General features: G+C 28.3%; 20 protein-coding genes and 1 other annotated feature. Of the genes, 16 read left to right on the forward strand and 4 right to left on the reverse strand.

Annotated features, from left to right (window positions below; all coding sequences use genetic code 11):
• Nucleotides 1-171 precede the first annotated feature (171 nt).
• The 3 genes from B2W91_RS04150 (at nucleotide 172) to cutA (ending at nucleotide 2527) form a co-directional block, all read left to right on the forward strand.
• The gene (locus B2W91_RS04150; protein WP_291579019.1) at nucleotides 172-441 is read left to right on the forward strand and encodes a TIGR04076 family protein; all 270 of its coding nucleotides are present in this window, start codon (nucleotides 172-174) and stop codon (nucleotides 439-441) included.
• Nucleotides 442-608: 167 nt separating this feature from the next.
• Nucleotides 609-1595 carry a C39 family peptidase gene (locus B2W91_RS04155; protein WP_291579020.1) on the forward strand — a complete coding sequence of 329 codons (987 nt, stop codon included), beginning with the start codon at nucleotides 609-611 and terminating at the stop codon, nucleotides 1593-1595.
• Nucleotides 1596-2176: 581 nt separating this feature from the next.
• Nucleotides 2177-2527: a divalent cation tolerance protein CutA gene (cutA, locus tag B2W91_RS04160; RefSeq protein ID WP_291579021.1), complete on the forward strand. Its 351-nt coding sequence runs from the start codon at nucleotides 2177-2179 to the stop codon at nucleotides 2525-2527.
• A 100-nt stretch (nucleotides 2528-2627) separates the two neighbouring features.
• Here the strand turns inward: cutA and adhE are convergent, their stop codons facing one another.
• Nucleotides 2628-5249: a bifunctional acetaldehyde-CoA/alcohol dehydrogenase gene (gene adhE / locus B2W91_RS04165; protein WP_291579022.1), complete on the reverse strand. Its 2622-nt coding sequence runs from the start codon at nucleotides 5247-5249 to the stop codon at nucleotides 2628-2630.
• A gap of 195 nt (nucleotides 5250-5444) precedes the next feature.
• Between adhE and yaaA the strand changes: the two genes are divergently transcribed.
• From yaaA to B2W91_RS04205, 8 genes are all read left to right on the forward strand, one after another.
• Nucleotides 5445-6206: a peroxide stress protein YaaA gene (gene yaaA, locus B2W91_RS04170; RefSeq protein ID WP_291579023.1), complete on the forward strand. Its 762-nt coding sequence runs from the start codon at nucleotides 5445-5447 to the stop codon at nucleotides 6204-6206.
• Nucleotides 6207-6258: 52 nt separating this feature from the next.
• The gene (locus B2W91_RS04175; RefSeq protein WP_291579024.1) at nucleotides 6259-7128 is read left to right on the forward strand and encodes a radical SAM protein; all 870 of its coding nucleotides are present in this window, start codon (nucleotides 6259-6261) and stop codon (nucleotides 7126-7128) included.
• 84 nt (nucleotides 7129-7212) lie between these two features.
• A complete protein-coding gene (locus B2W91_RS04180; RefSeq protein ID WP_291579025.1) occupies nucleotides 7213-7530 on the forward strand; it encodes a CGGC domain-containing protein in 318 nt (105 codons plus the stop codon).
• Between the two features lie 247 nt (nucleotides 7531-7777).
• Nucleotides 7778-7981 carry a cold-shock protein gene (locus B2W91_RS04185; RefSeq protein WP_291579026.1) on the forward strand — a complete coding sequence of 68 codons (204 nt, stop codon included), beginning with the start codon at nucleotides 7778-7780 and terminating at the stop codon, nucleotides 7979-7981.
• 190 nt (nucleotides 7982-8171) lie between these two features.
• Nucleotides 8172-8744: a 5-formyltetrahydrofolate cyclo-ligase gene (locus tag B2W91_RS04190; RefSeq protein WP_291579027.1), complete on the forward strand. Its 573-nt coding sequence runs from the start codon at nucleotides 8172-8174 to the stop codon at nucleotides 8742-8744.
• 15 nt (nucleotides 8745-8759) lie between these two features.
• A complete protein-coding gene (locus B2W91_RS04195) occupies nucleotides 8760-10103 on the forward strand; it encodes a Na+/H+ antiporter NhaC family protein (protein WP_291579028.1) in 1344 nt (447 codons plus the stop codon).
• Nucleotides 10104-10664: 561 nt separating this feature from the next.
• Complete coding sequence (locus tag B2W91_RS04200) at nucleotides 10665-11387, forward strand: gamma-glutamyl-gamma-aminobutyrate hydrolase family protein (RefSeq protein WP_291579029.1); 723 nt, start codon at nucleotides 10665-10667, stop codon at nucleotides 11385-11387.
• Nucleotides 11388-11701: 314 nt separating this feature from the next.
• On the forward strand, nucleotides 11702-12976 hold the full coding sequence (locus tag B2W91_RS04205) for a serine dehydratase subunit alpha family protein (protein ID WP_291579030.1): 1275 nt from the start codon (nucleotides 11702-11704) through the stop codon (nucleotides 12974-12976).
• Nucleotides 12977-13382: 406 nt separating this feature from the next.
• Here the strand turns inward: B2W91_RS04205 and B2W91_RS04210 are convergent, their stop codons facing one another.
• Nucleotides 13383-14804, reverse strand: a complete 1422-nt coding sequence (locus tag B2W91_RS04210; RefSeq protein ID WP_291579031.1) for a Sapep family Mn(2+)-dependent dipeptidase — start codon at nucleotides 14802-14804, stop codon at nucleotides 13383-13385.
• A gap of 303 nt (nucleotides 14805-15107) precedes the next feature.
• On the opposite strand from B2W91_RS04210, the gene B2W91_RS04215 reads away from it, so the two are divergent.
• The 5 genes from B2W91_RS04215 (at nucleotide 15108) to B2W91_RS04235 (ending at nucleotide 18877) form a co-directional block, all read left to right on the forward strand.
• Nucleotides 15108-15845 (forward strand): LytR/AlgR family response regulator transcription factor, encoded by a 738-nt coding sequence (locus tag B2W91_RS04215; protein WP_291579032.1) that lies wholly within the window; start codon nucleotides 15108-15110, stop codon nucleotides 15843-15845.
• Nucleotides 15846-15855: 10 nt separating this feature from the next.
• Nucleotides 15856-17157, forward strand: a complete 1302-nt coding sequence (locus tag B2W91_RS04220; protein WP_291579033.1) for a sensor histidine kinase — start codon at nucleotides 15856-15858, stop codon at nucleotides 17155-17157.
• A 141-nt stretch (nucleotides 17158-17298) separates the two neighbouring features.
• Nucleotides 17299-17859, forward strand: coding sequence for an accessory gene regulator B family protein (locus B2W91_RS04225; protein ID WP_291579034.1), 561 nt, complete (start codon nucleotides 17299-17301; stop codon nucleotides 17857-17859).
• Nucleotides 17860-18166: 307 nt separating this feature from the next.
• Nucleotides 18167-18727: an accessory gene regulator ArgB-like protein gene (locus B2W91_RS04230; protein WP_291579035.1), complete on the forward strand. Its 561-nt coding sequence runs from the start codon at nucleotides 18167-18169 to the stop codon at nucleotides 18725-18727.
• Nucleotides 18728-18748: 21 nt separating this feature from the next.
• Nucleotides 18749-18877 (forward strand): cyclic lactone autoinducer peptide, encoded by a 129-nt coding sequence (locus B2W91_RS04235; protein ID WP_291579036.1) that lies wholly within the window; start codon nucleotides 18749-18751, stop codon nucleotides 18875-18877.
• Between the two features lie 317 nt (nucleotides 18878-19194).
• Here the strand turns inward: B2W91_RS04235 and thrS (B2W91_RS04240) are convergent, their stop codons facing one another.
• Entirely contained in the window at nucleotides 19195-21132 is a 1938-nt protein-coding gene (thrS, locus tag B2W91_RS04240; RefSeq protein WP_291579037.1) for a threonine--tRNA ligase, read from the reverse strand.
• Nucleotides 21133-21247: 115 nt separating this feature from the next.
• Nucleotides 21248-21457 (reverse strand) — a binding site (T-box leader).
• Nucleotides 21458-21629: 172 nt separating this feature from the next.
• Nucleotides 21630-23537: a threonine--tRNA ligase gene (thrS, locus tag B2W91_RS04245; RefSeq protein WP_291579038.1), complete on the reverse strand. Its 1908-nt coding sequence runs from the start codon at nucleotides 23535-23537 to the stop codon at nucleotides 21630-21632.
• Nucleotides 23538-23631: the final 94 nt, after the last annotated feature.

Below are 23631 nucleotides of genomic sequence, written 5' to 3' on the forward strand. Positions count from 1 at the left end.
ACTACTGTTCCCCAGAGGTGGAGAACTAGCAATATATTGCTAGTTAAAAAGTACATTAAAGAAATTATTTTGCTAAAAAATAATTTCTACTTCAATTGTGAATTTTGCATTGTGAATTGATTTATATTGTCTGCTATAATTAGAATAGATAAGGTAAAAGGGGGATTTTCTATGAGTAAAAGACCAAAAATTAAGATTACTTTAGTAGATAAAAAAGGAAAATGCGGATGTCATTATGGACATAAAATAGGAGATAGTTTTGATTTTGATAGTGATAGAGGTAAGCTTTGTCCTATGGCTATGCATGTAGCTTTTCCTTATGTAGATATATTAAGATATGGTGGAACTATTCCAGGAAGTAAAGACAATGGTGAAGTATTAATTTGTTGTCCTGATGTAGATGTAATTAATGTATTTAAAATTGAAAAAATAGATAGTTAATTTATTAATGCTATCTTTATATAATCAGTGTACAATATAAAGAAATGTAGCAATATTACGTTATATTTAATAGAGAAGTATTCTTTATTTCTTTAAGGCATCTTCAAAAAATAATAGATCAGTGTATTATTTTTGAAGATGTCTAAAACATGAGAAAGGTGAATTATATGAAGAAAAAGAGAAAATTTCCTATAATAACTTTTATCCTTTTATTATGCTTATTATCTGTAGCTTTCTACAATTATATAAATGTTAGTGCCGAGGAAAGTGCAATTAAGAATCAAATACACAGTATAAAGTCTTCAGGACAAATTAGCGAAGGATTTTTAACTAAAATAGAAAAAGAAGAAATAGAAAAACAAAAGCAAAAGGAAGAGGAAAAAAAGAGGAAAGAGGAAGAGAAAAAAAAGAAGGAACAAGAAAAAGCTGAGAAAGAAGCTAAAATAAAGGCTGAAAAAGAGGCAGATATGAAAGCTGAAAGAGAAAAAGAATTGGCAGCTATAAGGGCTAAACAAGAAAAAGAACTTAAGGGAAATGAAAAAAAATTACCTGAAAAAATAATACTTGATATAGATCCTATAAATCAGTTGCCAGAGCTTAAAAATGGATGTGAAATTACGTCTTTAACTATGCTTTTGCAATATAAGGGAGTCAAAATAGATAAGATGACCTTAGCTAATAAAGTTAAAAAGGATACTACCAGTATAAAGTATGATGGCTATGGGAAAATAATCAAATGGGGAGACCCAGATGAAGGATTTGTAGGAGATATCACTGGGAAATATTCGCCAGGATATTCTGTTGATCCTGGACCATTAATGCCACTTATGCAGCAATATATAATGCCTAAACCAGTGGACTTAACTAAAAGTGATTACAGAGAATTGGAAGTATACCTAAGTATGAAAAGACCAGTTATAGCATGGATTACTAATGACTTTTCTATGCCTTCAAAGGATGCTTCTTGGAAAAAAGGAGACAAAGTGATAGAAGTTCATTTCAATCAACATGCAGTGCTTTTAACTGGATATGATAAAGATTATGTTTATTACAATGATCCATTAAAAGAAAGCAAAAATTCTAAAATAGATAAAGAAACCTTTAAAAAAGTTTGGGCTAGTATGGGAAGTAAGGCTCTCAGTTATACAAATTAATTAAGCCATCATGGAAAATATAAGATTTAACTTATACATGATTTCAATTTCTATAATAAAAAATCTTTTCTATGAATGAAAAATTAAGAATGNNAAATTCACTAAGGGTGAATTTTATCCTAAATTCTTCATTCTTAATTATTAATTCTTAATTTTTAAGGAATTAAACTGCTTTTATAGAAAATTTATTTTTCAGAGTATATATTAGATTTTTACATTGTATCCTTATAATAGACTAGTACGTTAGTCTATTATTTTCTTTCATATGCCTTAACAAAATGAAAATCTTGAGATTTATTGAATTGTAATTACTTTTCAGGCACGTCTTCTTTAACAGGTCTGAAATTAGAGATTAGTTCATATAAAAATTTTAAGGTTTTTCTTTTAGTGCAAGTAAAATTAGAAATTGTTAGATTTTAAATAAGAAATTAAAAACATTAATTTTAGTGAATTCATTATTAGTGTAGTTAGAATATAATAAAAAGATTATTATATGGGAAAAGTAAAAAATATAAATTTTACTTTTGTGAGTAAACATCAGTAATTATAAGTTAAATAGTTAGAAATAGAAGGAGAAAATCATGGAATTTTCATTAGTAAAGGTTGAAGTATTTATACCTAAGGAATATATAGATAAATTAAGATATAAATTAAATGAAATAGGGGCATTAACTATAGGAGGAAATTATGATAATTGCATGAGTTATTCTATGGTTGTAGGATCATGGAGACCGCTAGAAGGTGCTAATCCTTTTAATGGCGAAGTGGGGGAGATTTGTGAGGCAGAAGAAGCAAAGGTTGAATTTTGCTGCAAAAGGGAATTAATAAAAGAAGTTGTAGAAGTAGTAAAAAAACTTCATCCCTATGAAATACCTGTTATAAATGTACTTCCTATAATAAATGGAATGCTTATATATGAAACTTTAGATTAATTATTAATAGAAAAAAGCATGATTTTTTCATCATGCTTTTCTCTTTAAGTTTTAACAGATTAGTATCCATACTTCATAAATATTTTCATGGGGAATTTATTTAGTATGCATTTTGAATTAATTCTATAATTTCCTTAACTAATGGAAGTCTTGGATTTGCAGTTGTGCATTGATCTTCAAAGGCCTCATCAGCAAGGTTATAGATAACTGAATCTAAATGATCTTTTGTAACACCACACTCTGATAATGTAGAAGATACATTAAGTTCATTCATTAAATCTTTTATAGCGTTAATTAAACTTTCAATACCTTCCTCTTCAGTAGAACATGGAAGTCCTAAATGCTTAGCAATTTGCCTGTATTTCTCTGGTGCCATATAGTATTCATATTTAGGGAAAGATACTAATTTGCTTGGATTGCTTCCATTATATTTAATAACATGAGGAAGCATTATAGCATTAGCTCTTCCATGTGATATATGGAACTCGGAACCTAATTTATGAGCTATACTATGGTTAACACCTAAGAAGGCATTAGTAAATGCCATCCCTGCTATGCAAGAAGCATTATGCATCTTTTCTCTAGCTAATGCATTAGAACCATCTTTATAAGCTATTGGTAGATAGTTAAATACTAATTCTATAGCTTTAAGTGCTAATCCATCTGTATAATCTGAAGCCATAACAGAAACATATGCTTCTATGGCATGAGTTAACACATCCATTCCAGTGTCAGCAGTAACTGAAGGTGGAACAGTCATAACTAGTTCTGGATCAATTATGGCGATGTCAGGAGTTAGTTCGTAATCTGCTAATGGATACTTAACACCATTTGTTTTATCTGTAATAACTGCAAAAGCAGTAACTTCAGAACCAGTTCCAGATGTAGTTGGAATAGCTACCATTTTGGCCTTTCTACCAAGTTTAGGGAATTTAAAAGCTCTCTTTCTTATATCCATAAATCTAAGCTTTAATCCATCAAATTCAACATCAGGATTTTCATAGAATAACCACATTCCCTTAGCAGCATCCATTGCAGAACCTCCTCCAAGGGCTATAATAACATCAGGTTCAAAACTTCTCATTTGATCTGTGCCTTTCATAACTGTTTCTGTAGATGGGTCTGGTTCAACATCTAAGAATACATTAATATCCATATTAGCCTTCTTTAGATGATACATTACTTTTGAAACATATCCTAATTTATCCATAAATTTATCTGCAACGATAAATGCTTTCTTTCCTTCTAATTTCTCCAAGTATTGTAATGAGCCTGGTTCAAAATAAATTCTTTCAGGCACTCTAAACCACAGCATATTAACTCTCCTTTTTGCTACCTTCTTAATATTTATAAGGTTTTGTGCGCTAACATTTTGAGTAGTTGAATTTCTACCCATAGTACCACAGCCTAAAGTTAATGAAGGCATATTTGTATTATAAATATCACCTATAGCTCCTTGAGAAGATGGAGAGTTTACAATGATTCTTCCAACCTTAACTCTTTTTGAGAATTCCTCTATAACTTTTTCATTTGATGTATGAATTACAGCAGAGTGGCCTAGTCCGCCAAACTCTATCATTTCTTCACATTTTTTAATTCCTTCTTCAGTACTATCTACAATATACATTGATAGTATTGGGCTTAATTTTTCTCTTGAAAGTGGGTATTCTGGGCCTACTCCCTCCAGTGGAGTTATTAATATTTCGGTATTTTGTGGAATATCAATTGATATCATTTTAGCAATCTTTGTTGGCGATTGCCCAACTATCTCGGCATTCATAGAACAAGTTTTTGGGTTGATTGCTAGTTTTTCCAATTTATCCATTTCGTCTTTGTTAAGTATATGACAATTATATTCTCTTAAAAGTTGAATAACTCCTTCAGAAATATCTCTATCAATTATAACTGCTTGCTCAGAAGCACAAATTGTACCATTATCAAAAGACTTACTCATAACTAAGTCGTTAACTGCTCTTTTTAAGTTTGCTGTTTTTTCAATATAACATGGAACGTTTCCAGCACCAACGCCTAAAGCTGGTTTACCGGTAGAATAAGCTGATTTAACCATTCCAGGTCCACCTGTTGCTAAAATCATATCAACGCCAGAATGATTCATTAATAGCTGAGAAGCTTCAATTGATGGTGTTTCAATCCATTGAATACAGTTCTCAGGTGCACCAGCTTCTATTGCTGCATCTCTAATTATTCTTGCTGCTTCAGCACTACATTGCTGAGCTCTAGGATGGAAACTAAAAATTATAGGGTTTCTAGTTTTTATAGAAATAAGAGATTTGAAAATTGTCGTTGATGTAGGGTTTGTAGTAGGGGTGACACCTGCTATAACACCGATAGGCTCAGCAACATCCATACAATCTTCTTCATCATTATCTCTTATAATTCCAACAGTTTTCATCTTTTTTATGCTATGATATACATATTCAGATGCGAAAATGTTTTTAGTTATTTTATCTTCATATATGCCCATTCCTGTTTCATCAACGGCCATTTTAGCTAATTTTCTATGATCTGCAAGAGCCGCTAAGGTCATCTTTTTCACTATATTATCTATTTGTTCTTGGTTGAGATTCAAAAATTCGTTATAAGCTTTTCTAGCTCTATTTACTAATAAGTCTATAGATTCTTGTGTATTAGGAGTTTTAACTTCTAAATTTTTTTCTTTATTTTTTTCTTTAGTAACATTTAAGTTTTCCGCTTGACTCATGTAAACTACCCCCAAAAAAAGTTTGTTATTTTTTTAACTAACTATATTGTAACATATAGGAAGAAAAAAGCAATATGTTTTGTTAAAATAATATCAATATATTTTCGACAAATCTACAAAGTTTAAATACAACATAGGTTAAAAATATTAAAGATTTGCATAATTTTTAGTATAATTATTACTGAGGTGATGAAAATGATAACAATAATATCTCCAGCAAAGTCATTAAATTTTGATTCAGTTTTAATATTGGAGGAATCTACAGAGCCTAGGTTCTTAGTTCAGTGCAATGAGCTTATAGATGAGCTAAAAACAATGAATTCTTACGAGATTATGAAATTAATGAAAGTAAGTAAAAATATTGCTGATTTAAATATAGAAAGATTTAATAAATTCAAAGAGAGTAATAAGGTCAAGCAAGCAATATTTGCTTACAATGGACAAGTTTATAAATCTATGAATCCTGTAAATTTCTCAGAAGAAGAGATAAATTTTGCGCAGAATCATTTAAGAATTATATCTGGCCTTTATGGAATACTCAGACCTTTAGATTTAATAAAAGAATATAGATTAGAAATGAGTACAAAGTTAAAAAATTCTTATGGTGATAATTTATATAATTTTTGGGGTGGAAAAATAACATCTGTATTGGCAGAAGAAATCAAAGATCATAGTGAGAAAACTATTGTTAATCTTGCTTCAGAAGAATATTCAAAGAGTATCGATTTGAAAAAATTAAGTGAAGAATACGGAATTCTAAATATAGTTTTTAAAGAGAATAGAAATGGTGAGTATAAGGTAATAGGAATGAAAGCCAAAGCTGCTAGGGGGCTTATGGTTTCTTACATTATCAAAAATCATATCGATAAAGTTGAAGAAATAAAAGAATTTGATATAGATGGATATAGTTTTAATAGTAAATTAAGCAATAAAGATACATGGATATTTACAAGATAGAAATTATAAGTTATGTATTTTAATTAAAAAAGAAATAAGGAGCGAGTTTTATATGAGATATGAAGGTACTGTTTATAGACCACCAAGTGAGGCATATAGCTTGATAATTCAAGCTACTATAGGATGTTCTCATAATAAATGTAATTTTTGTAGTATGTATAAGGAAAAGAATTTTAGAATAAGACCAGTAGAAGAAGTAATCGAAGATTTGCATATGGCGAGAAGTCGATATAAGAAAGTAGAAAAAATCTTTCTTGCAGATGGAGACGCACTTATCATGCCCATGGAAAAGCTTAGGGTTATACTGAAAGCCATAAGAGAAATCTTTCCAGAATGCGAAAGAGTTGGGGTTTATGGTTCTCCGAAATCCATACTTATTAAATCTATAGACGATTTAAAGGAATTAAGAGATTTAGGAATAGGAATAGTTTATTTAGGTATTGAAAGCGGCAGTGACAAAATCTTAAAAGAAGTAAATAAAGGTGTAACATCACAAGAAATTATAGTAGCGGGAAGAAAAGTTAAGGAGTGTGGAATTAAACTTTCAGTGACACTAATATCTGGATTAGGTGGAAAAGAAAATATAGAAGAGCATGGGGTAGAATCTGCACTGGTTATAAGTAAAATAAATCCTGACTATTTAGGTTTTTTAACGCTGATGATAGAACCAGATACAAAGCTATATGATAGGGTTCAAAATGGAGAGTTTAAGTTATTAAACCCACAAGAAGTTATGGAAGAAATGAAAATTTTTATTGAAAATGTAGATGCAGAAAATACTGTATTTAGGAGTAATCATGCTTCTAATTATGTAAGTTTAAAAGGAACATTGCCCTTAGATAAAGAAAAGATATTAAATACTATAAATAGTGCATTAAAAGATAGTAATAATTATAAAAGTGAATTTTTAAGAGGACTATAATTAAAATTATTGTATGTCAGCTTATTGATTTAAGGATTTAATAAAAGAAAAATAATTTTTAGGTGATTATATAGGAGGAAAATTATGAATATAGCTATTTTGGCTTGTAATAAGCTTACATATGACTGTTGTGGTGCTTGGTGTTTTCAAGCTTTTAATGATAAGAGTAAAGGGTTTGAAATTTATAAAAATGAGGAAGTTTCATTATTTGGTTTTATGCATTGTAATGGATGCGGAAAAAATTTTAAAGAAGAGTTGTCTTACAAGTTTGAACAGTTAAAAAGGTGTAATGTTAAAAGAATACATATTGCCTTGTGTGTAAAAGAAGAATGTAAAGAGTATGATAAATTGAAGGCTACGTTAGAAGAGGCTGGATTTGAAGTGGTATATGGTACACATTAATTAATAATCATGCTTCTAATTATGTAAGTTTGAAGGGAGCATTACCATTAGATAAAGAAAAGATATTAAATACTATAAATAGCGCATTAAAAGGTAGCAATAGTTATAAGAGCGAATTTTTAAGAGCATTATAGAAAATATTAATTGTCAAATAAACTTTATAAAAATATTTTCCTATTTTAAAGTATTAAAAGTATAAAATTGTAAAAGCTAAATGCATATTATATTTTGAAATGGAGGATTAATAATGGAAACAGGAATAATAAAGTGGTTTGATAATAAAAAAGGATATGGCTTTATATCATGTAGTGAAGGAGAAGATGTTTTTGTACATCACTCTCAAGTAAAAGAGAAAAGCCATGATAAAGACCTGCATGAAGGTGAATCAGTAATGTTTGATATTATAGAAAAAGAAAAAGGGTTACAAGCTATAAATGTTCAAAAAATGTAATAAAAAATAAATTAATAAAGACATCTATAATAAAATTTTGCTTACAAATTAATTATAAGAGAAGTAAAAATAAGAGCTAATAGTTTTGATTATTAGCTTTTGTTTTAGTTAATTTTTTGTATGTAAATTTATAGGGAAAATGATAAAATAATTCTAAGAGCTTTATTATGGTATGAAAGTAGGAGGTTATATGAATAGAAAAAGTAAAAAAGAAATAAGAAAAGAAATTTTACAAAAAAGAGATCTAATATGCGAAGAAGATAAAAAACTTATAGATGAAGAAGTGTTTAATAGACTTATAAGCAGTGACGAGTATAAAAAAGCTAATACCATTTTTGCTTTTGTAAGTTTTAAAAGTGAGGTAGACACATATAAGTTTATTGAACATGCTCTTTCACAGGGGAAAACTGTTGGAGTACCAAAAGTAATAAAAGAAGAAAAGTATATGGATGTTTTTAAAATTAATTTTCTTTCTGATTTAGAAAGTGGATATTTCGGAGTAATGGAGCCTAGTGAAAGTTGTGAAAAAATAAATAAAGATAATATAGATTTTATATTAATGCCTGGAGCTGTTTTTGATGAAAAAGGTGGAAGGATTGGATATGGTGGAGGCTTTTATGACAAATTCTTAAGTGATGTAAAAGATTCTGTTCCAAAGATAGCTATTGCTTATGAATTACAAATTATAGATAGTGTACCTATGGAAGAGTATGATATTAAGATTGACGGTATAATTACAGAGAAAAGGACAATTAAATTTTAATAAAAGGAGAATTACATGGACGTTATAATAGGAATAGTTGTTTCTGCAATTTTATTTTTATTTGCAGTTATAACTGGCATAGATATAATTTACTCATTGATATTAGTTTTATTAATTTTTACTTTTATTACCTTAAGAAGAGGCTTCACTTTAAAAGAAACTTTAAAAATGATCTTTAATTCTAGTAAAAAATCACTTATAGTACTAGAGGTATTTATTCTAATAGGGGCATTGATATCTGCTTGGATGGCAGCAGGAACGGTACCTGCTATTGTTTATTATGGAATTAATTTAATTGATCCTAATCTATTTATCCTATCAGCTTTTATACTAAGTGCAGTAGTATCACTACTTATAGGAACTTCTTTTGGTACGGTAGGTACTATAGGTATATCTATGATGCTTATGGCACGAGCTGGTGGAGGAAATGAACTTATGGTAGGTGGTGCAATAATAGCGGGGGTCTATTTTGGAGATAGATGCTCTCCTATGTCTTCTAGTGCAAACCTTGTGGCATCTATAACTGATACAGACTTATATACAAATATAAAAAATATGATAAAGACCTCCATACTACCTTTAGCATTATCAATAATTTTTTATTTAGTATTATCCCTTAACTATCCATTAAACTATAGTGAATCAAATGTACTAAATGATATAACGAAGTATTTTGATATAAATCTAATAGTACTACTTCCAGCAGTAGCAATACTTGTATTATGTATATTGAAAGTTAAAGTTAAAACTTCAATGTTCATAAGTATATTGATAGCATCATTTATAGCAGTAATTTATCAAAGTGCTTCTGTAAAAGACATTATGAAATATTTAGTTATGGGTTTTAATCTTCCGCAGGGGAATCCTCTTGCTGGAATTATAAAAGGGGGAGGACTTATTTCTATGATAAAATCAAGTGCTATGGTTATGATATCATCAGGACTAGCGGGGCTATTTGAAGGGGCTAAAATGCTTGATTATATTGAAAAGCTTATGAAAAAAGCTGATAGTCGTCCTAAGATATTCTTATATACTATTGTTTCTAGCATATGTGCTTCAGCTTTTGGATGTACACAGGCTTTAGCGATAATGATGACTCATTTACTTATGAAAAATTGTTATAGAGATAGAAACATAGATAATTATTCTCTTGCAGTAGATTTAGAAAATACTGCTATAGTAATAGCGCCATTGATTCCATGGAATATAGCGGCAATGATACCGCTTCAAAATTTAGAATTGAGTTCTAAATCTTTGATATTCGCAGTTTATTTGTATTTAATACCTTTAGGTAATTTAGTCACATTTTATTTTAAACATAAACTAGAATTAAAAAGCACTAATGAGTTAAATGTATAAGCTCTAAATTAAGCTTATTAAAATTCGTTTATTAGCAGGACAAATTACATTACTTATTTTCTTAGAAAAGAGATATAGTTAATAGGAAATAAAATACTAAAACCTTTCTTAGGGAATTCACTATGTATAGAAGTTACAGGAAATATTTAAAGAATATTTATTAATTTTTAATTTGTTCTAAGTAAAATTACTAATAAATTTTTAAATCTACATAATTTTTCAAGGTTAGTTATAATTGCATATATTTTTGAAAAAAACCACTTCTATTAAATTATATTTTAAATAGTAAGTGGTTTTTTATATAAATTTAATAATATTAAAGGTTCAAGTTTTTTTCTTGTAAAAACTCATAAATTTTAAAGTAAAATTATTAAAAGAACTTTATGAAGTTATAAATTTATAAAACTTTAAGTATATATAGTTTATAAACGTACTCATTTATGAATAAAATAACCTATACTTTTATAAAACAATATAGAAGTATAGGTTTTAGCACCTTCACTAGCTATTTTTAAACATGTATAAAATATAAATTAATTAATTCTGTATAGGGGGATGAAAATGAAAAAACCCTTAATAGGTATAGTTGGAAATATTATTACTAGTTATGATGATAACATAGGGGAAATAGACAAATTTTCTATTAGTTTAGATTATATAAAGGCAGTAGAGAAAGCGGGTGGAATACCTATAATATTACCTATTGCGGAAGAAGAAGAAACAATAAAACTTCAATTATTAAACTGCAATGGAATAATACTTGGTGGGGGATATGATATTCATCCCAAATTTTACAAAGATGAGCCGCATAAAGGAATAGGATTTATGAGAGAAGATATTGATAGATATCAATTTAAGCTATTAAAAATATCTTTAGAGGAAGATAAGCCTATATTAGGTATTTGTAAGGGATGCCAACTTTTAAATGTATTTTTAAATGGAGATTTATATCAAGATTTAAGTGAATATCCAAAGGAAACATTGATGCATATCCAAAAATCAAGAAGGTATGAGCAGTGCCATAATATAAAAATAAAGGAAAATAGTAAATTGTTTAATTTATTTGGGGAAAATATTATGGTAAATAGTTTTCATCATCAATGTTTAAAAAACATAGGTGAAGGATTAGAAGTAACAGCTTTTTCAAAGGATGGGGTTGTAGAAGCCATAGAGTTAAAAGATAAAAAATTCGTTATTGGAGTTCAATGGCATCCAGAAATGATGTTATCAAAGAGTGAGATTATGCTAAATCTATTCAAAGAACTGATTGACAATTGTATTTAACTTCAAGTGCTGTATTATAGGTAAAGCTAGAAGCAACTGATATTAATAAAAAAGCTATTATCANNTGATAATAGCTTTTTTATTAATTAATTAGTTATTAAAAAGTTAGATCCATTGAGAGTAATTTTCCAAATAGTAAGAAAAAACGAAAAATTATTACATTTTTTAATAAGAATTAGTTGAATATACTTGTACTAAAAGTATTTTTTTGTTTAAATTAATTTATAAACGGTTATTATAAAGGTTTTATTTGTGAGTTTTTATTAATTTATATTTTTAAATTATATATCTGCATAGGGGTAGGGGGAGAATAAATGAATTATAATTTAATTACTGAGCTATTAAAGACAGAAGTTATACCGGCTTTAGGCTGTACTGAGCCCATAGCTATAGCAATGGCTACGGCTAAGGGCAAAAGCTACTTAGAGGGAGTACCAGAGCGTATAGAGCTATATTTAAGTACGAATATAGTTAAAAATGCCATGTCGGTAGGGATACCGGGAACGGGAAGTAGTGGAATACATATAGCAGCAGCATTAGGTGCTATAGCAGGAAATGCAGATTTGAATCTTGAAGTTTTAAGAGATGCTACCATAAAGGATGTAGAAAATGCTAAGAAAATGGTTAATAATCAAAATGTGAGTGTACATTTATCTGATAGGCATGAAAAGCTATACATAGAAGCGATATGCATAAAAGGTGAAGATCGGGCTAAAGTAGTGATAAAAGATAAACATACAAATATTATATTAATTGAGGTAAATGAAAAAGTGCTGTTTTCAGCAGATGAAGATGAGCAGGCTGCTTCAGATAGCACTTCTAATGTGGAACTTTCAGTAGAAAAAATTTATAATTATATAACAAATGTTGATACTAATGATATTAAATTCTTACTTGATGGCGCTGAGATGAATAGAAAAGTTGCAGAAGAAGGACTAAGAAATGACTATGGTATGAATGTTGGAAAGACTTTAATGAAAAGTATTAAAGAAGGGCTAATTGGAGACGATATTATGTCCTATACAATGGCAGTAACAGCTTGTGGAGCTGATGCAAGAATGTCAGGATGTATATTACCAGTTATGAGTAGTGCAGGTAGTGGAAATCAAGGACTAACTGCAATACTGCCTATAGTAGCTATAAATGAAAAATTAAAATGTAGTGAAGAGGTATTAGTAAGAGCATTAGCAATGAGTCATTTAATTACTTATTATATTAAAAGTCATTTAGGGAGACTTTCAGCACTTTGTGGATGTGGTGTTGGAGCAGCGATAGGGGCAAGCTCAGCAATGACTTACATGATGGGCGGAAAATTGGATAATGTGAGTTATACTATTAAAAATATGATTGGTGATGTTTCAGGAATGATTTGTGATGGAGCTAAGCCAGGATGTGCATTAAAGTTATCAACAGCAGTTGGGGCAGCAGTTAAATCTGCTATACTTTCAACAAGAGGAGTTGAAATATCTGAAAAGGATGGAATAGTAAGCAAAGAAGCAGATAAATCAATCAGAAATCTTGCAAGTATAGCAAATAAAGGTATGTGTGATTGCGATAATGTAATTTTAGATATAATGATTTGCAAATAGATATAAAATTAAAAGGGGCTATCGTATTAGCAGCTAAAAGCTTCTGATGCATAGCTCTTTTTTAGTACTGTTTTATAGCAATTTTTAAGATATCTGCTAATAAAATTAATTATGCTATATATTTTATTACTTTGAGAAAATATAGGGCGACGTAAAAAATGGCGAATATTTATCAATGCATAATTCATATTTCATAATTCAGGATGAAATTATTTTTTATCAAAATAATTTATTTAATATATTTCTAACCAGCAATTTAATTGCTAGCTATGTGGCGAACACTGTTCGCTGCTACAGTATTAATTATAAATTTCTCAGTGGTAACTGAGAAATGTCCACAATTATGAATTGTGAATTAGAAAAAGGAGCTGACACTAATTACTTAGCGCGACAGCCCCTTGATTTTTTATATAAGTGAATCTTCAGTTGATACCATTCTTGCTAGTGCTACAGCATAAATCTCTGTTGCTTTTAGCAATTTTTCAATAGACATATATTCATTAGCAATATGGCAGCTTTCGTCTTCCTCATAAAATACAGGTCCCCATGCCACTGTGTTTGGCATTGCTTTTGCATAAGAGGTTCCATGAGCTAATGTAAATTCATTTTTTAATCCACTTAATTCATTATAAGTATCTTCCATTATTTTTAAAAATGGTTTTTCCTTACTTATAAATATTGGAGCTAAGAAATCTTCAATTTCAAAAGTGCAGTTAGAACTTTTGCATACTTTATTTAAAGTTTCCTTTAAGCCATCGACTGTAGTACCATATACTGGTCTCATATTTAGATTTATATTATATAGATTATTTTCACATTTAACAACTGTTGGAGAAATAACATTTCTATGCATATATTCTCCATCTAAATATTCACTTTCACTATATAGACCTAAGCCTTTTCCAAAATAATCATAGCAAGACTCTGTTATAAATTTAACTAATTTAGCTCCTGTGTTGTCTTTTAGATTTAAAGTATTTAAAAATTTTCCTAGCATTATTATAGGATTAACGCCTTGCTGAGGATATGCTGAGTGACAGGCAATTCCTTGTGCTGTTACTATGATGTTTTCACCATCCAATTTTAATGAAATTTTTTCATCTTTGTTTTCTTCTATGTAGGTCTCAACTATAGCATGTAGTTCTTCTAAGTTTCCTTTTAAAGTTGCTTTAGCTGTTGAAGGTATAGAATTTGTAGCATTACCGCTTTGGAAATTTAAAATTTCAAAACTTCCTGTGTTGCTAGTACACTTTTCTTCAAAAGTAAATACTATATCTGCATATCCTTTTTCTTTATTACATATAGGGAATTGTCCATCAGGAGTAAAACCATAATCAGGAAGAGGATATTTTTTTACATATTCGTACATATCTGTCCATTCTACTTCTTCTTGAGTACCTATTATAAGTTGAATCTTTTTCTTAATAGGCATATTTAATTTACGAATAGCATCCATAGCGTATAACGCAGAAATTATAGGTCCTTTGTCATCTAATACTCCACGACCAAATAAAAGTCCGTCTTTTTCTACCATTTCAAAAGGATTAGTTTTCCAATCTTTTAAATCTCCTGCAGGAACTACATCTATATGAGTTAATATCCCAATTGTTTCCTTACCTTCTCCCATTTCAATAATTCCTATGGAATCGTTTAATACAGTATAAGCTTTAAAGCCCATATTAGAAGCTTTATTTATAGCAAGCCTTAAAGCTTCTTTTACTTTATCTATGTCTTCAGACACACTTGGAATTGAGATTAAATCCCTAGTATCATCAATTATGTTTTTCTTATTTTCTTCTAAAAAGTTATGAATTTTATTTATTTCCATAGTCGTTAACCCTCCTAGTTTTAAAGATTTTATACAAAAAATTACAAAGATATCTTAATTAGCACAATTGTAACATTTGCAACATTAATTTAAAAGTATAACAATAAAAAATATTTAGTATAGTTTTAAAATTTGAAAAATATATATATTAAAATCTATATAAGAATAATTAATTAACTCGTTTATAAAAAATTTATTATTATTTGTAAATTAAAACGTTGAAGAAAAGAGGAGAAATTGAATATTTGGAAAATTGATATTATAATAAGTATTGTTATGACTATCTAGGAAGGGGGAGTATAGATGCCATATAATGTTATTATTTGTGATGACGATAATATTCAAGTGAGGATTATTAATGGATATTTAAATAGATTTTCTGATGGTAATAATTTGTTTAACATCTTAAGTTTTAATAGTGGAGAAGAACTTTTGCACAAACTATCAAAAAATAGTTCATCATTAAAAGTTAGTGATATAGATATTTTTCTTTTAGACATTGAAATGAGTGGATTAAATGGTATGGAGCTTGGATACAAAATTAGGGAAGTTAATAAAACTGCAATTATAATTTATATAACGGGATTTAAAGATTATGCTTTGAATGCATTTGAAATAAGAAGCTTTAATTATATTATTAAGCCTATATCTTATGAAAAATTTTATAGTGTTATTTCAGAAGCAATGGAAATAGTAAGTTTAAAAATTGAAAAATCTAAAGAACTGGTAATAGATAATAAAGATAAAGTTCATAGAATTAGATATGATGATATATATTATTTTGAAAAGTATTTAAGGAAGGTAAGGGTAATAACAAAACAAGAAACTATTGAATACTATGCTTCTTTAAAAGAGCTAAAAAAAGTATTAGATATGGATTACTTTGTACAATGCCATCAAAGTTTTATAATTAATAAAAGCAAACTAACCTCCTATAAAAGTCAAAGTGTATATATTGCAGATTTAGGTATTGATATTCCTGTAAGCAAAGCTTCAGTTAAAGAAGTAAGACAATGCTTAGCAAACAATTTATTTGGATAGGTGAGGGTATGTGGATATAGTAGTAATTTCAAATATTTTTATAAAAGTTGTAGAAGTAATTTTAGGATATTTATTTATGAGGGCTATGTTTGATAAAAACAATAGACCTAAACACATAGTGGTTATTCTACTAATTTTTCAAGTTACAGTGACTTACTTAAGCAATAGCTACTTTGGCTTAGGAAGTCAAAAAGGGATTTTATTTATAATATTTTCAAATGTAATTACGTATAAATATATTTTTAACTCAGATTTGTTAAAAATAATTTTTGGAAATTTAGCTTATATAATTGTAATAACCTTTGTAGAACTTATATTTGTTTCATTTACCTATATGTTATTTGGTATAAATCAAAATCAATTAGTTTCTTCTAATCTGTATACAGTAATATATTTTACATTAACTAGAACAATAGTATATTTAATGATTAGATTTGCAGGTAATATAAAAATAGTACAAAAAAATTTAAAAAAGATATATGTATACGAATTAATAATGACTTTAAGTATAAATATATTTTTTATATTTATGATATTTAGCTTATTTAAGAATAAAGATATAGTTGAAGCTAGTTCATCAACTATATTTATAATGACAATAACAATTATCGTTTTTACTGCAATGGTCATAAATGTTATAAATCAAATAATTAAATATTCAAAAAAGGAATCTGAATGGCTATTGCTTATGAGAGAGTATGAGAGACAACAAAATTATATAGAAAGTTTAGATAGACTTACATATAAGCTAAAGGCTCAAAGGCATGATTTTAATCATCATATTAGCTGTATTTATGGGCTTTTAGATTTAAATAATATTGATGAAGCTAAAAAATATGCAAAAGAATTATTAAAAGATGTACAAGAGGTTAACAATATAGTAAATATAGAAAATTCAACAATTTTAGCCATACTAAATAATAATCTAACAGTAGCAAAGGAAAAAGATATAGAAGTAGATTTAAATATAGACATTCCTAAAGAATTAAAAGTCAATTCTATGGATATTTCTATTATACTAGGTAATTCTCTTAGTAATGCCATAGAAGCTTGTGAAAAATTAAAAAAGAAATATATAAAGCTTTACATGTATATGAAAGGTGAATATTTAATTATAAAGATAAAAAATAGTAAGGAAGAAAATGTATTTATTGATGAAAATAGTTATGAAACCACTAAAATAGATAAAGAAAATCATGGATTTGGGCTTAAAAACATAAAATATATTGTTGATAAATATGATGGACTATTAAAAATTGAACAATCAAAAGAAGAATTTATTTTAAATATAGCTATGAAAGAGATATATTAAAAACATGTTTTATAAGATTTTTTAAAATTTTAGCCTAATTATTACATTTAAAAGTCAAAATGTGCAAAATGTGTTTCAAAGATTAAATAAATGTATTAACATAGCTATTGAAGAGTAAATACTTTATTAAGTGGTGATACAATGATAGGCACTTTATCAGTAAAGATATGTAAGTCCTTAGTTAAAAACAATATAATCAAATTTGATGATTTTCAAGCTTATATAAAAAAGCTTCAAAAGATTATACTGTTAATTTTAGATGTTATAGGATTTATAGTAATTGGAATATTGTTTAATTGTGTTTCACAAATGATGTTATTTATTATATCATTTAGAATAATGAGGATGTTTGCAGGAGGATGTTGGCTTAGCAATTACATAAAAAATTTTATTTGCTTTTCCTCTTTAGCATTAATAAGTGTGTATATATCCTCAGTTAATGAACTATCAGGAAATAATATAATAATTACTGTGGTGCTTATGATTATAGCACTTGTAATATTCTTTAAACAAGCACCTTATAAGCTAAAATTTTCTTCTTGTTCTGAAGAAAAGAGAAAAAAGCTTAGAAGAAATACATTTATAGCTTATTTTTTACAAGGTCTAGTAGTTTTAATATTATTTTTGATAAATAAGAATTTATCATCATATTCTTGTATAATAGCTTTTGCTATTTTTATTCAGTCAGTTACTTTATTATAAATAAATTAATCCCACATAAATTAGCAATCCATTACTACCTATGGATTATAAAAGGTCACCTATAAATATAGGTGATCTTTTATATTTTAAATTATAATTTTAGGAATTAACCTATATTCTAATTTAAAAATATTAATATCTAGATATGTAAAACTATTAATTATAACGTTATTAGGTATTTTTTTATAAAAGGTTGTCCAATTATTACATTTCAATGTCAAATTATGCAAAGATACTTTATTTTAAAGTAAAAGTAGCTTATATTAATAATAGAAAAATAAAGAAATTTGATAAATGAGGTAAAGTTATGGTAAATAGAATATCTAGCAAAGTGTGTACTTCATTAATTCAAAATGAAATAATTAACGAAGACGATTTAGAAGTTTATATGTATGGCTTAACTATGTTATTAATAACTATAGGAGAGCTAATTGGATTAATTTTATTAGGTGTTTTATTTAGTTGGCTTAAAGAGATGATAGTTTTTACAGTAATATTCTTTTTTATGAGGTTGCAAGCAGGAGGACATCATGCTAGTACACCAGTAGGATGTTTTATATCATTTGCAATATTAAGTAATGTTTCTATATTTTTATTTAAAAATATAAATTTTATAAGAAATCCAATAATACTTATAGGAATGCTTTTAATAGCATTGATAATATTTATTAAATTAGCACCAAAGGATACGGAAAATAAACCTCTAGATGAAGATGAAAAGAGGATCTATAGAAAAAGAACATTTATAACATATTTTATTGAAGTATCCATTATAACAGCTTTATTTATATTAAATAAAGATTTAAATATTTATTGTTATATAGGTTCTGCAGCTATATTTATAGAAGCAGTATCTTTATTAATATAATTTATAGAGGGGGAAGTCATTATGAAAAAGAATTCATTAGTTCTTAAAGGCATAGGAACAGCATCACTGGCTGTTGCTAAAATGAGTGCAGAAACTGCTTGTTGGGGATTATGGTATCAACCAGCAGTTCCTAAAAAATTAAAAAAATAGTTTAATACCCAATTTATACCCTTTAATATACTTGCTTTAAATGCGAAGTAAAAAAATCATACCTCACATAAACTTTCGCTTGTTGATGGTAATAGTAAAATGCTATTACCTTTTTTTTCTGCTTATTATGAGGTAGTAGCTTTGAGCTTATAAATCTATTATTAAAAAATTAATATTTGCTAATATAAATTATATTTTAAAAAAATTAAATTTACAACCCCATTTAAGTAATTATTAATATTAGGTAATTATAAATATCATGTATTTATTAGAGAAGTTTAAATTATAAAATCGTGGCAGTTAGCCACGATTTTATTTTATCTTTCTTTATTATTAATTTCAGTTAATACTCTCTGAGCAAATACATCAAGTGCTATAGCACCTTCTTCACCATTTTTTCTACTTCTTACAGCAACTTCTTTATTTTCAGCTTCTTTTTCACCTACAACTAAGATATAAGGAATTCTTTCATTACGAGCTTCTCTTATTTTGTAACCTATTTTTTCGGCTCTGTAGTCAGCTTCAACTTTTATATTATTTGCTTTAAGTGTTTTAACAACCTCTTCAGCATAATCATGATGTTTTTCAGAGATTGGAAGAACTTTAACTTGAACTGGTGCTAGCCAAGTTGGAAAAGCACCGGCATATTTTTCTATAAGTAATGCTAGAGTTCTCTCATAACATCCAATTGAAGTTCTATGAATTACGTATGGATATCTTTCTTTACTGTCCTTATCAATGTAAGTCATTCCAAATCTTTCAGCAAGTGAAAAGTCAATTTGGACAGTAATTATTGTATCTTCTTTTCCATGAACATTCTTAATTTGTAGGTCTAATTTTGGACCATAGAAAGCAGCTTCACCGGTAGCTTCTGTATAGTCAAGTCCTAAATTATCTAAAATTTGCTTCATTATGACTTGAGTTTCTTCCCAAGCTTCTGGTTTATCTATATACTTAGCTTTATTATCTGGATCCCATTTAGAGAATCTATAAGTTATATCTTCTCTTAGCCCTAAAGTTTCTAACATATAGTTAATTAAATCAACTACTCCTCTAAATTCTTCTTCTAATTGCTCTGGAGTAACTATTAAATGACCTTCAGAAATTGTAAATTGTCTTACACGAATTAATCCATGCATTTCTCCAGAAGATTCATTTCTAAATAGAGTTGAAGTCTCGCCATATCTTAATGGTAAATCTCTATAGCTTCTTTTTTTAGCGTTATATATCATAAATTGGAAAGGGCAAGTCATTGGACGAAGTGCAAATACTTCCTCATCATTTTCTTCATCCCCAAGAACAAACATTCCATCCTTGTAATGATCCCAATGTCCTGAAATTTTATATAGATCACTTTTAGCCATAAATGGAGTTTTAGTTAATAAGTATCCTCTTTTTTCTTCTTCATCTTCTACCCATCTTTGAAGAGTTTGAACAATTTTAGCTCCTTTTGGCATTAATAGTGGAAGCCCTTGACCTACTGGTTCAGCAGTTGTAAATAATTCAAGCTCTCTTCCTAATTTGTTATGATCACGTTTTTTAGCTTCCTCAACTCTTTCTAAATACTCATCTAAATCAGATTTTTTAGTGAAAGAAGTTCCGTATATACGGGAAAGCATTTTGTTTTTCTCATTTCCTCTCCAATATGCACCAGCTATTTTTGTTAATTTTATAGCTTTAACATATTTTGTAGACATTAGGTGAGGGCCTGCACATAAATCTACAAATTCACCTTGTTTATAAAATGAAATTATAGAATCCTCAGGTAAGTCGTTGATTAATTCAACTTTATAAGGTTCGTTCATTTCATTCATTAATTTAAGTGCGTCTTCTCTAGGAAGCTCGAATCTTTCAATTGTTAAGTCTTGCTTAACAATTTTTTTCATTTCAGCTTGAATTTTTTCTATATCTTCAAAAGTAAATGGTTTTTCTACATCAAAATCATAGTAGAAACCATCTTCAATTGAAGGTCCTATAGCAAGTTTTGCATTAGGATATAAACTTCTAACAGCTTGAGCTAGTATGTGTGCTGTTGTGTGCCTAAAAGCATTTCTCCCTTCTTCATCATTAAAAGTAAGAATGCTTAGCTCACAATCCTTATCAACTACATAACGTAGATCTACAGTTTTATTATCAACAAATCCAGCAGTTGCTACTCTTGCAAGACCTTCAGAAATATCTTTAGCAATATCTAAAACTGATAATGAGTTTTCATATTCTTTTATTGAGCCATCTTTTAATGTAACTTTAATCATTTTTATGTACCTCCTTAAAACTATTGATAATTAATTATGATAATTCATATCGAAGCATGAGAATTTTTAAATTATTTTTTAAAATAAAAACTCGTCTCTTTCCTATAATAATTAGAAAAGGGACGAGATAATATTCCCGTGGTTCCACCCAAATTGTATATCAAGATTATGATATACCACTTTAAAAATTTTAACGGATTTATCCGGACTTTATTAGAGTCACTCAGAGGTAGTTTTCAACTGATTCTATTTAAGAATACTTTCAGCTAATGTATTCTCTCTCTGTAAATGTAAGGCAGCTTACTCTTCTCTTCACAGCTTTATACTATTATTACCATACTTAAATAAATTTATTACTACTAAAATTATATAATAATAAAAATAAATTTAAAAGAAGTATTTTAAATTATTATATAATTTTTAGGATATATTGAGTCTATTTTAATCTTATTAACTATTAATACTAAATTAAGAATAATTTTGTATGGTAGATTTTTCTATAACTCTTTACCTTTTATTTCTTTAAGGATTTTCTCAATGAAATCGTCTATAGAAATATTGCCCTCTTCACCATTTTTACGGCTTCTAACAGATACTTCCTTTTTAGAAGCTTCTTTTTCACCTACCACTAAAATATAAGGAATTCTTTCATTACGAGCTTCTCTAATTTTATATCCTATTTTTTCAGTACGTTCGTCTATCTCCACTTTTATGCCAAAACTTTTTAATTTATTTACTATTTCTTCGCTATAATTATTGTATTTTTCAGAAATAGGAAGAACTTTTGCTTGTATAGGTGAAAGCCAAGTAGGGAAAGCACCAGCAAAGTGTTCAGTTAGAATTCCTATAAAACGTTCTATACTTCCAAAGACTACACGATGTATCATAACTGGTCTGTGTTTTTCACCATCTGAGCCTATATAGTGAAGATCAAATCTTTCTGGAAGCTGGAAATCTAGTTGTATTGTGCCACATTGCCATGTACGTCCTAAACAATCTTCTAGATGAAAATCTATCTTAGGACCATAAAATGCACCATCACCTTCATTAACCTTATAGTTGTATCCAAGTTCTATAAGAGCTTCTCTAAGAGCCTCAGTTGCTCTGTTCCAATCTTCATCACTGCCCATACTATTTTCTGGCCTTGTAGATAGTTCAACATGATATTTAAATCCAAATACTCCGTAAACTTCATCAATTAGTCTTATTACTCCTTTAATTTCATCTTTAATTTGTTCAGGAAGCATAAATATATGAGCATCATCTTGAGTAAAGTTACGAACACGCATTAATCCGTGTAATGCACCAGATAACTCGTGACGATGTACAAGACCTAATTCACCAACACGAAGAGGTAAATCCCTATAGGAATGAAGACTTGTTTTATATACTAACATTCCTCCAGGACAGTTCATTGGTTTAATTGCATAATCCATTTCATCTATTTCTGTTGTGTACATGTTTTCTCTATAGTGATCCCAATGACCACTTCTAATCCACAAATCCTTATTTAATATGATGGGAGTGGAGATTTCTTTATAACCTGCTTTTTTATGAATTTCTCTCCAAAAGTCTATAAGTGTATTTCTAAGTTCCATTCCTTTAGGTAAAAAGAAAGGAAAGCCAGGGCCTTCGTCTAGCAATGCAAAAAGCTCAAGCTCTTTGCCGAGTTTACGATGGTCACGTTTTTTAGCTTCTTCAACTCTTTCTAAATACTCATCTAAATCAGACTTTTTAGTAAAAGAAGTTCCGTATATACGAGAAAGCATTTTATTTTTTTCATTTCCTCTCCAATATGCTCCAGCTATTTTTGTAAGTTTTATAGCTTTAATATATTTTGTGGACATTAGATGAGGACCTGCACATAAATCTACAAATTCTCCTTGTTTATAAAATGAAATTATAGAATCTTCAGGTAAATCGTTAATTAATTCAACTTTATAAGGTTCATTCATTTCACTCATTAGCTTAAGAGATTCTTCTCTAGAAAGTTCAAATCTTTCAATCTTTAAATCTTCCTTAACAATCTTTTTCATTTCACCTTCAATTTTTTCTACATCTTCAGTAGTAAATGGTTTTTCTGTATCAAAATCATAATAGAAACCATCTTTAATTGAAGGACCTATAGCAAGCTTAGCATTAGGATATAATCTCTTAACAGCTTGAGCTAGTATATGTGCTGTTGTGTGTCTAAAAGCATTTCTTCCTTCTTCATCATTAAAAGTAAGAATGTTTAATTCACAATCTTTATCGACTATATAACGTAAATCTACAGTTTTGTTATCAATAAATCCAGCAGCTGCTACTCTTGCAAGACCTTCAGAAATATCCTTAGCAATATCTAAAACTGATAATGAGTTTTCATATTCTTTTATTGATCCGTCCTTTAGTGTAACTTTAATCATTTTTGTTACCTCCTTAAATTATTAATGATTACTTATGGTTAATTCTCATCAAGGCATGAGAACTCCAAGCTATTTATAAATAAAAAACTCGTCT

Origin of the sequence: Clostridium sp. UBA6640 (assembly GCF_002455975.1) — a bacterium.
Classification (GTDB): Bacteria; Bacillota; Clostridia; order Clostridiales; family Clostridiaceae; genus Clostridium_J.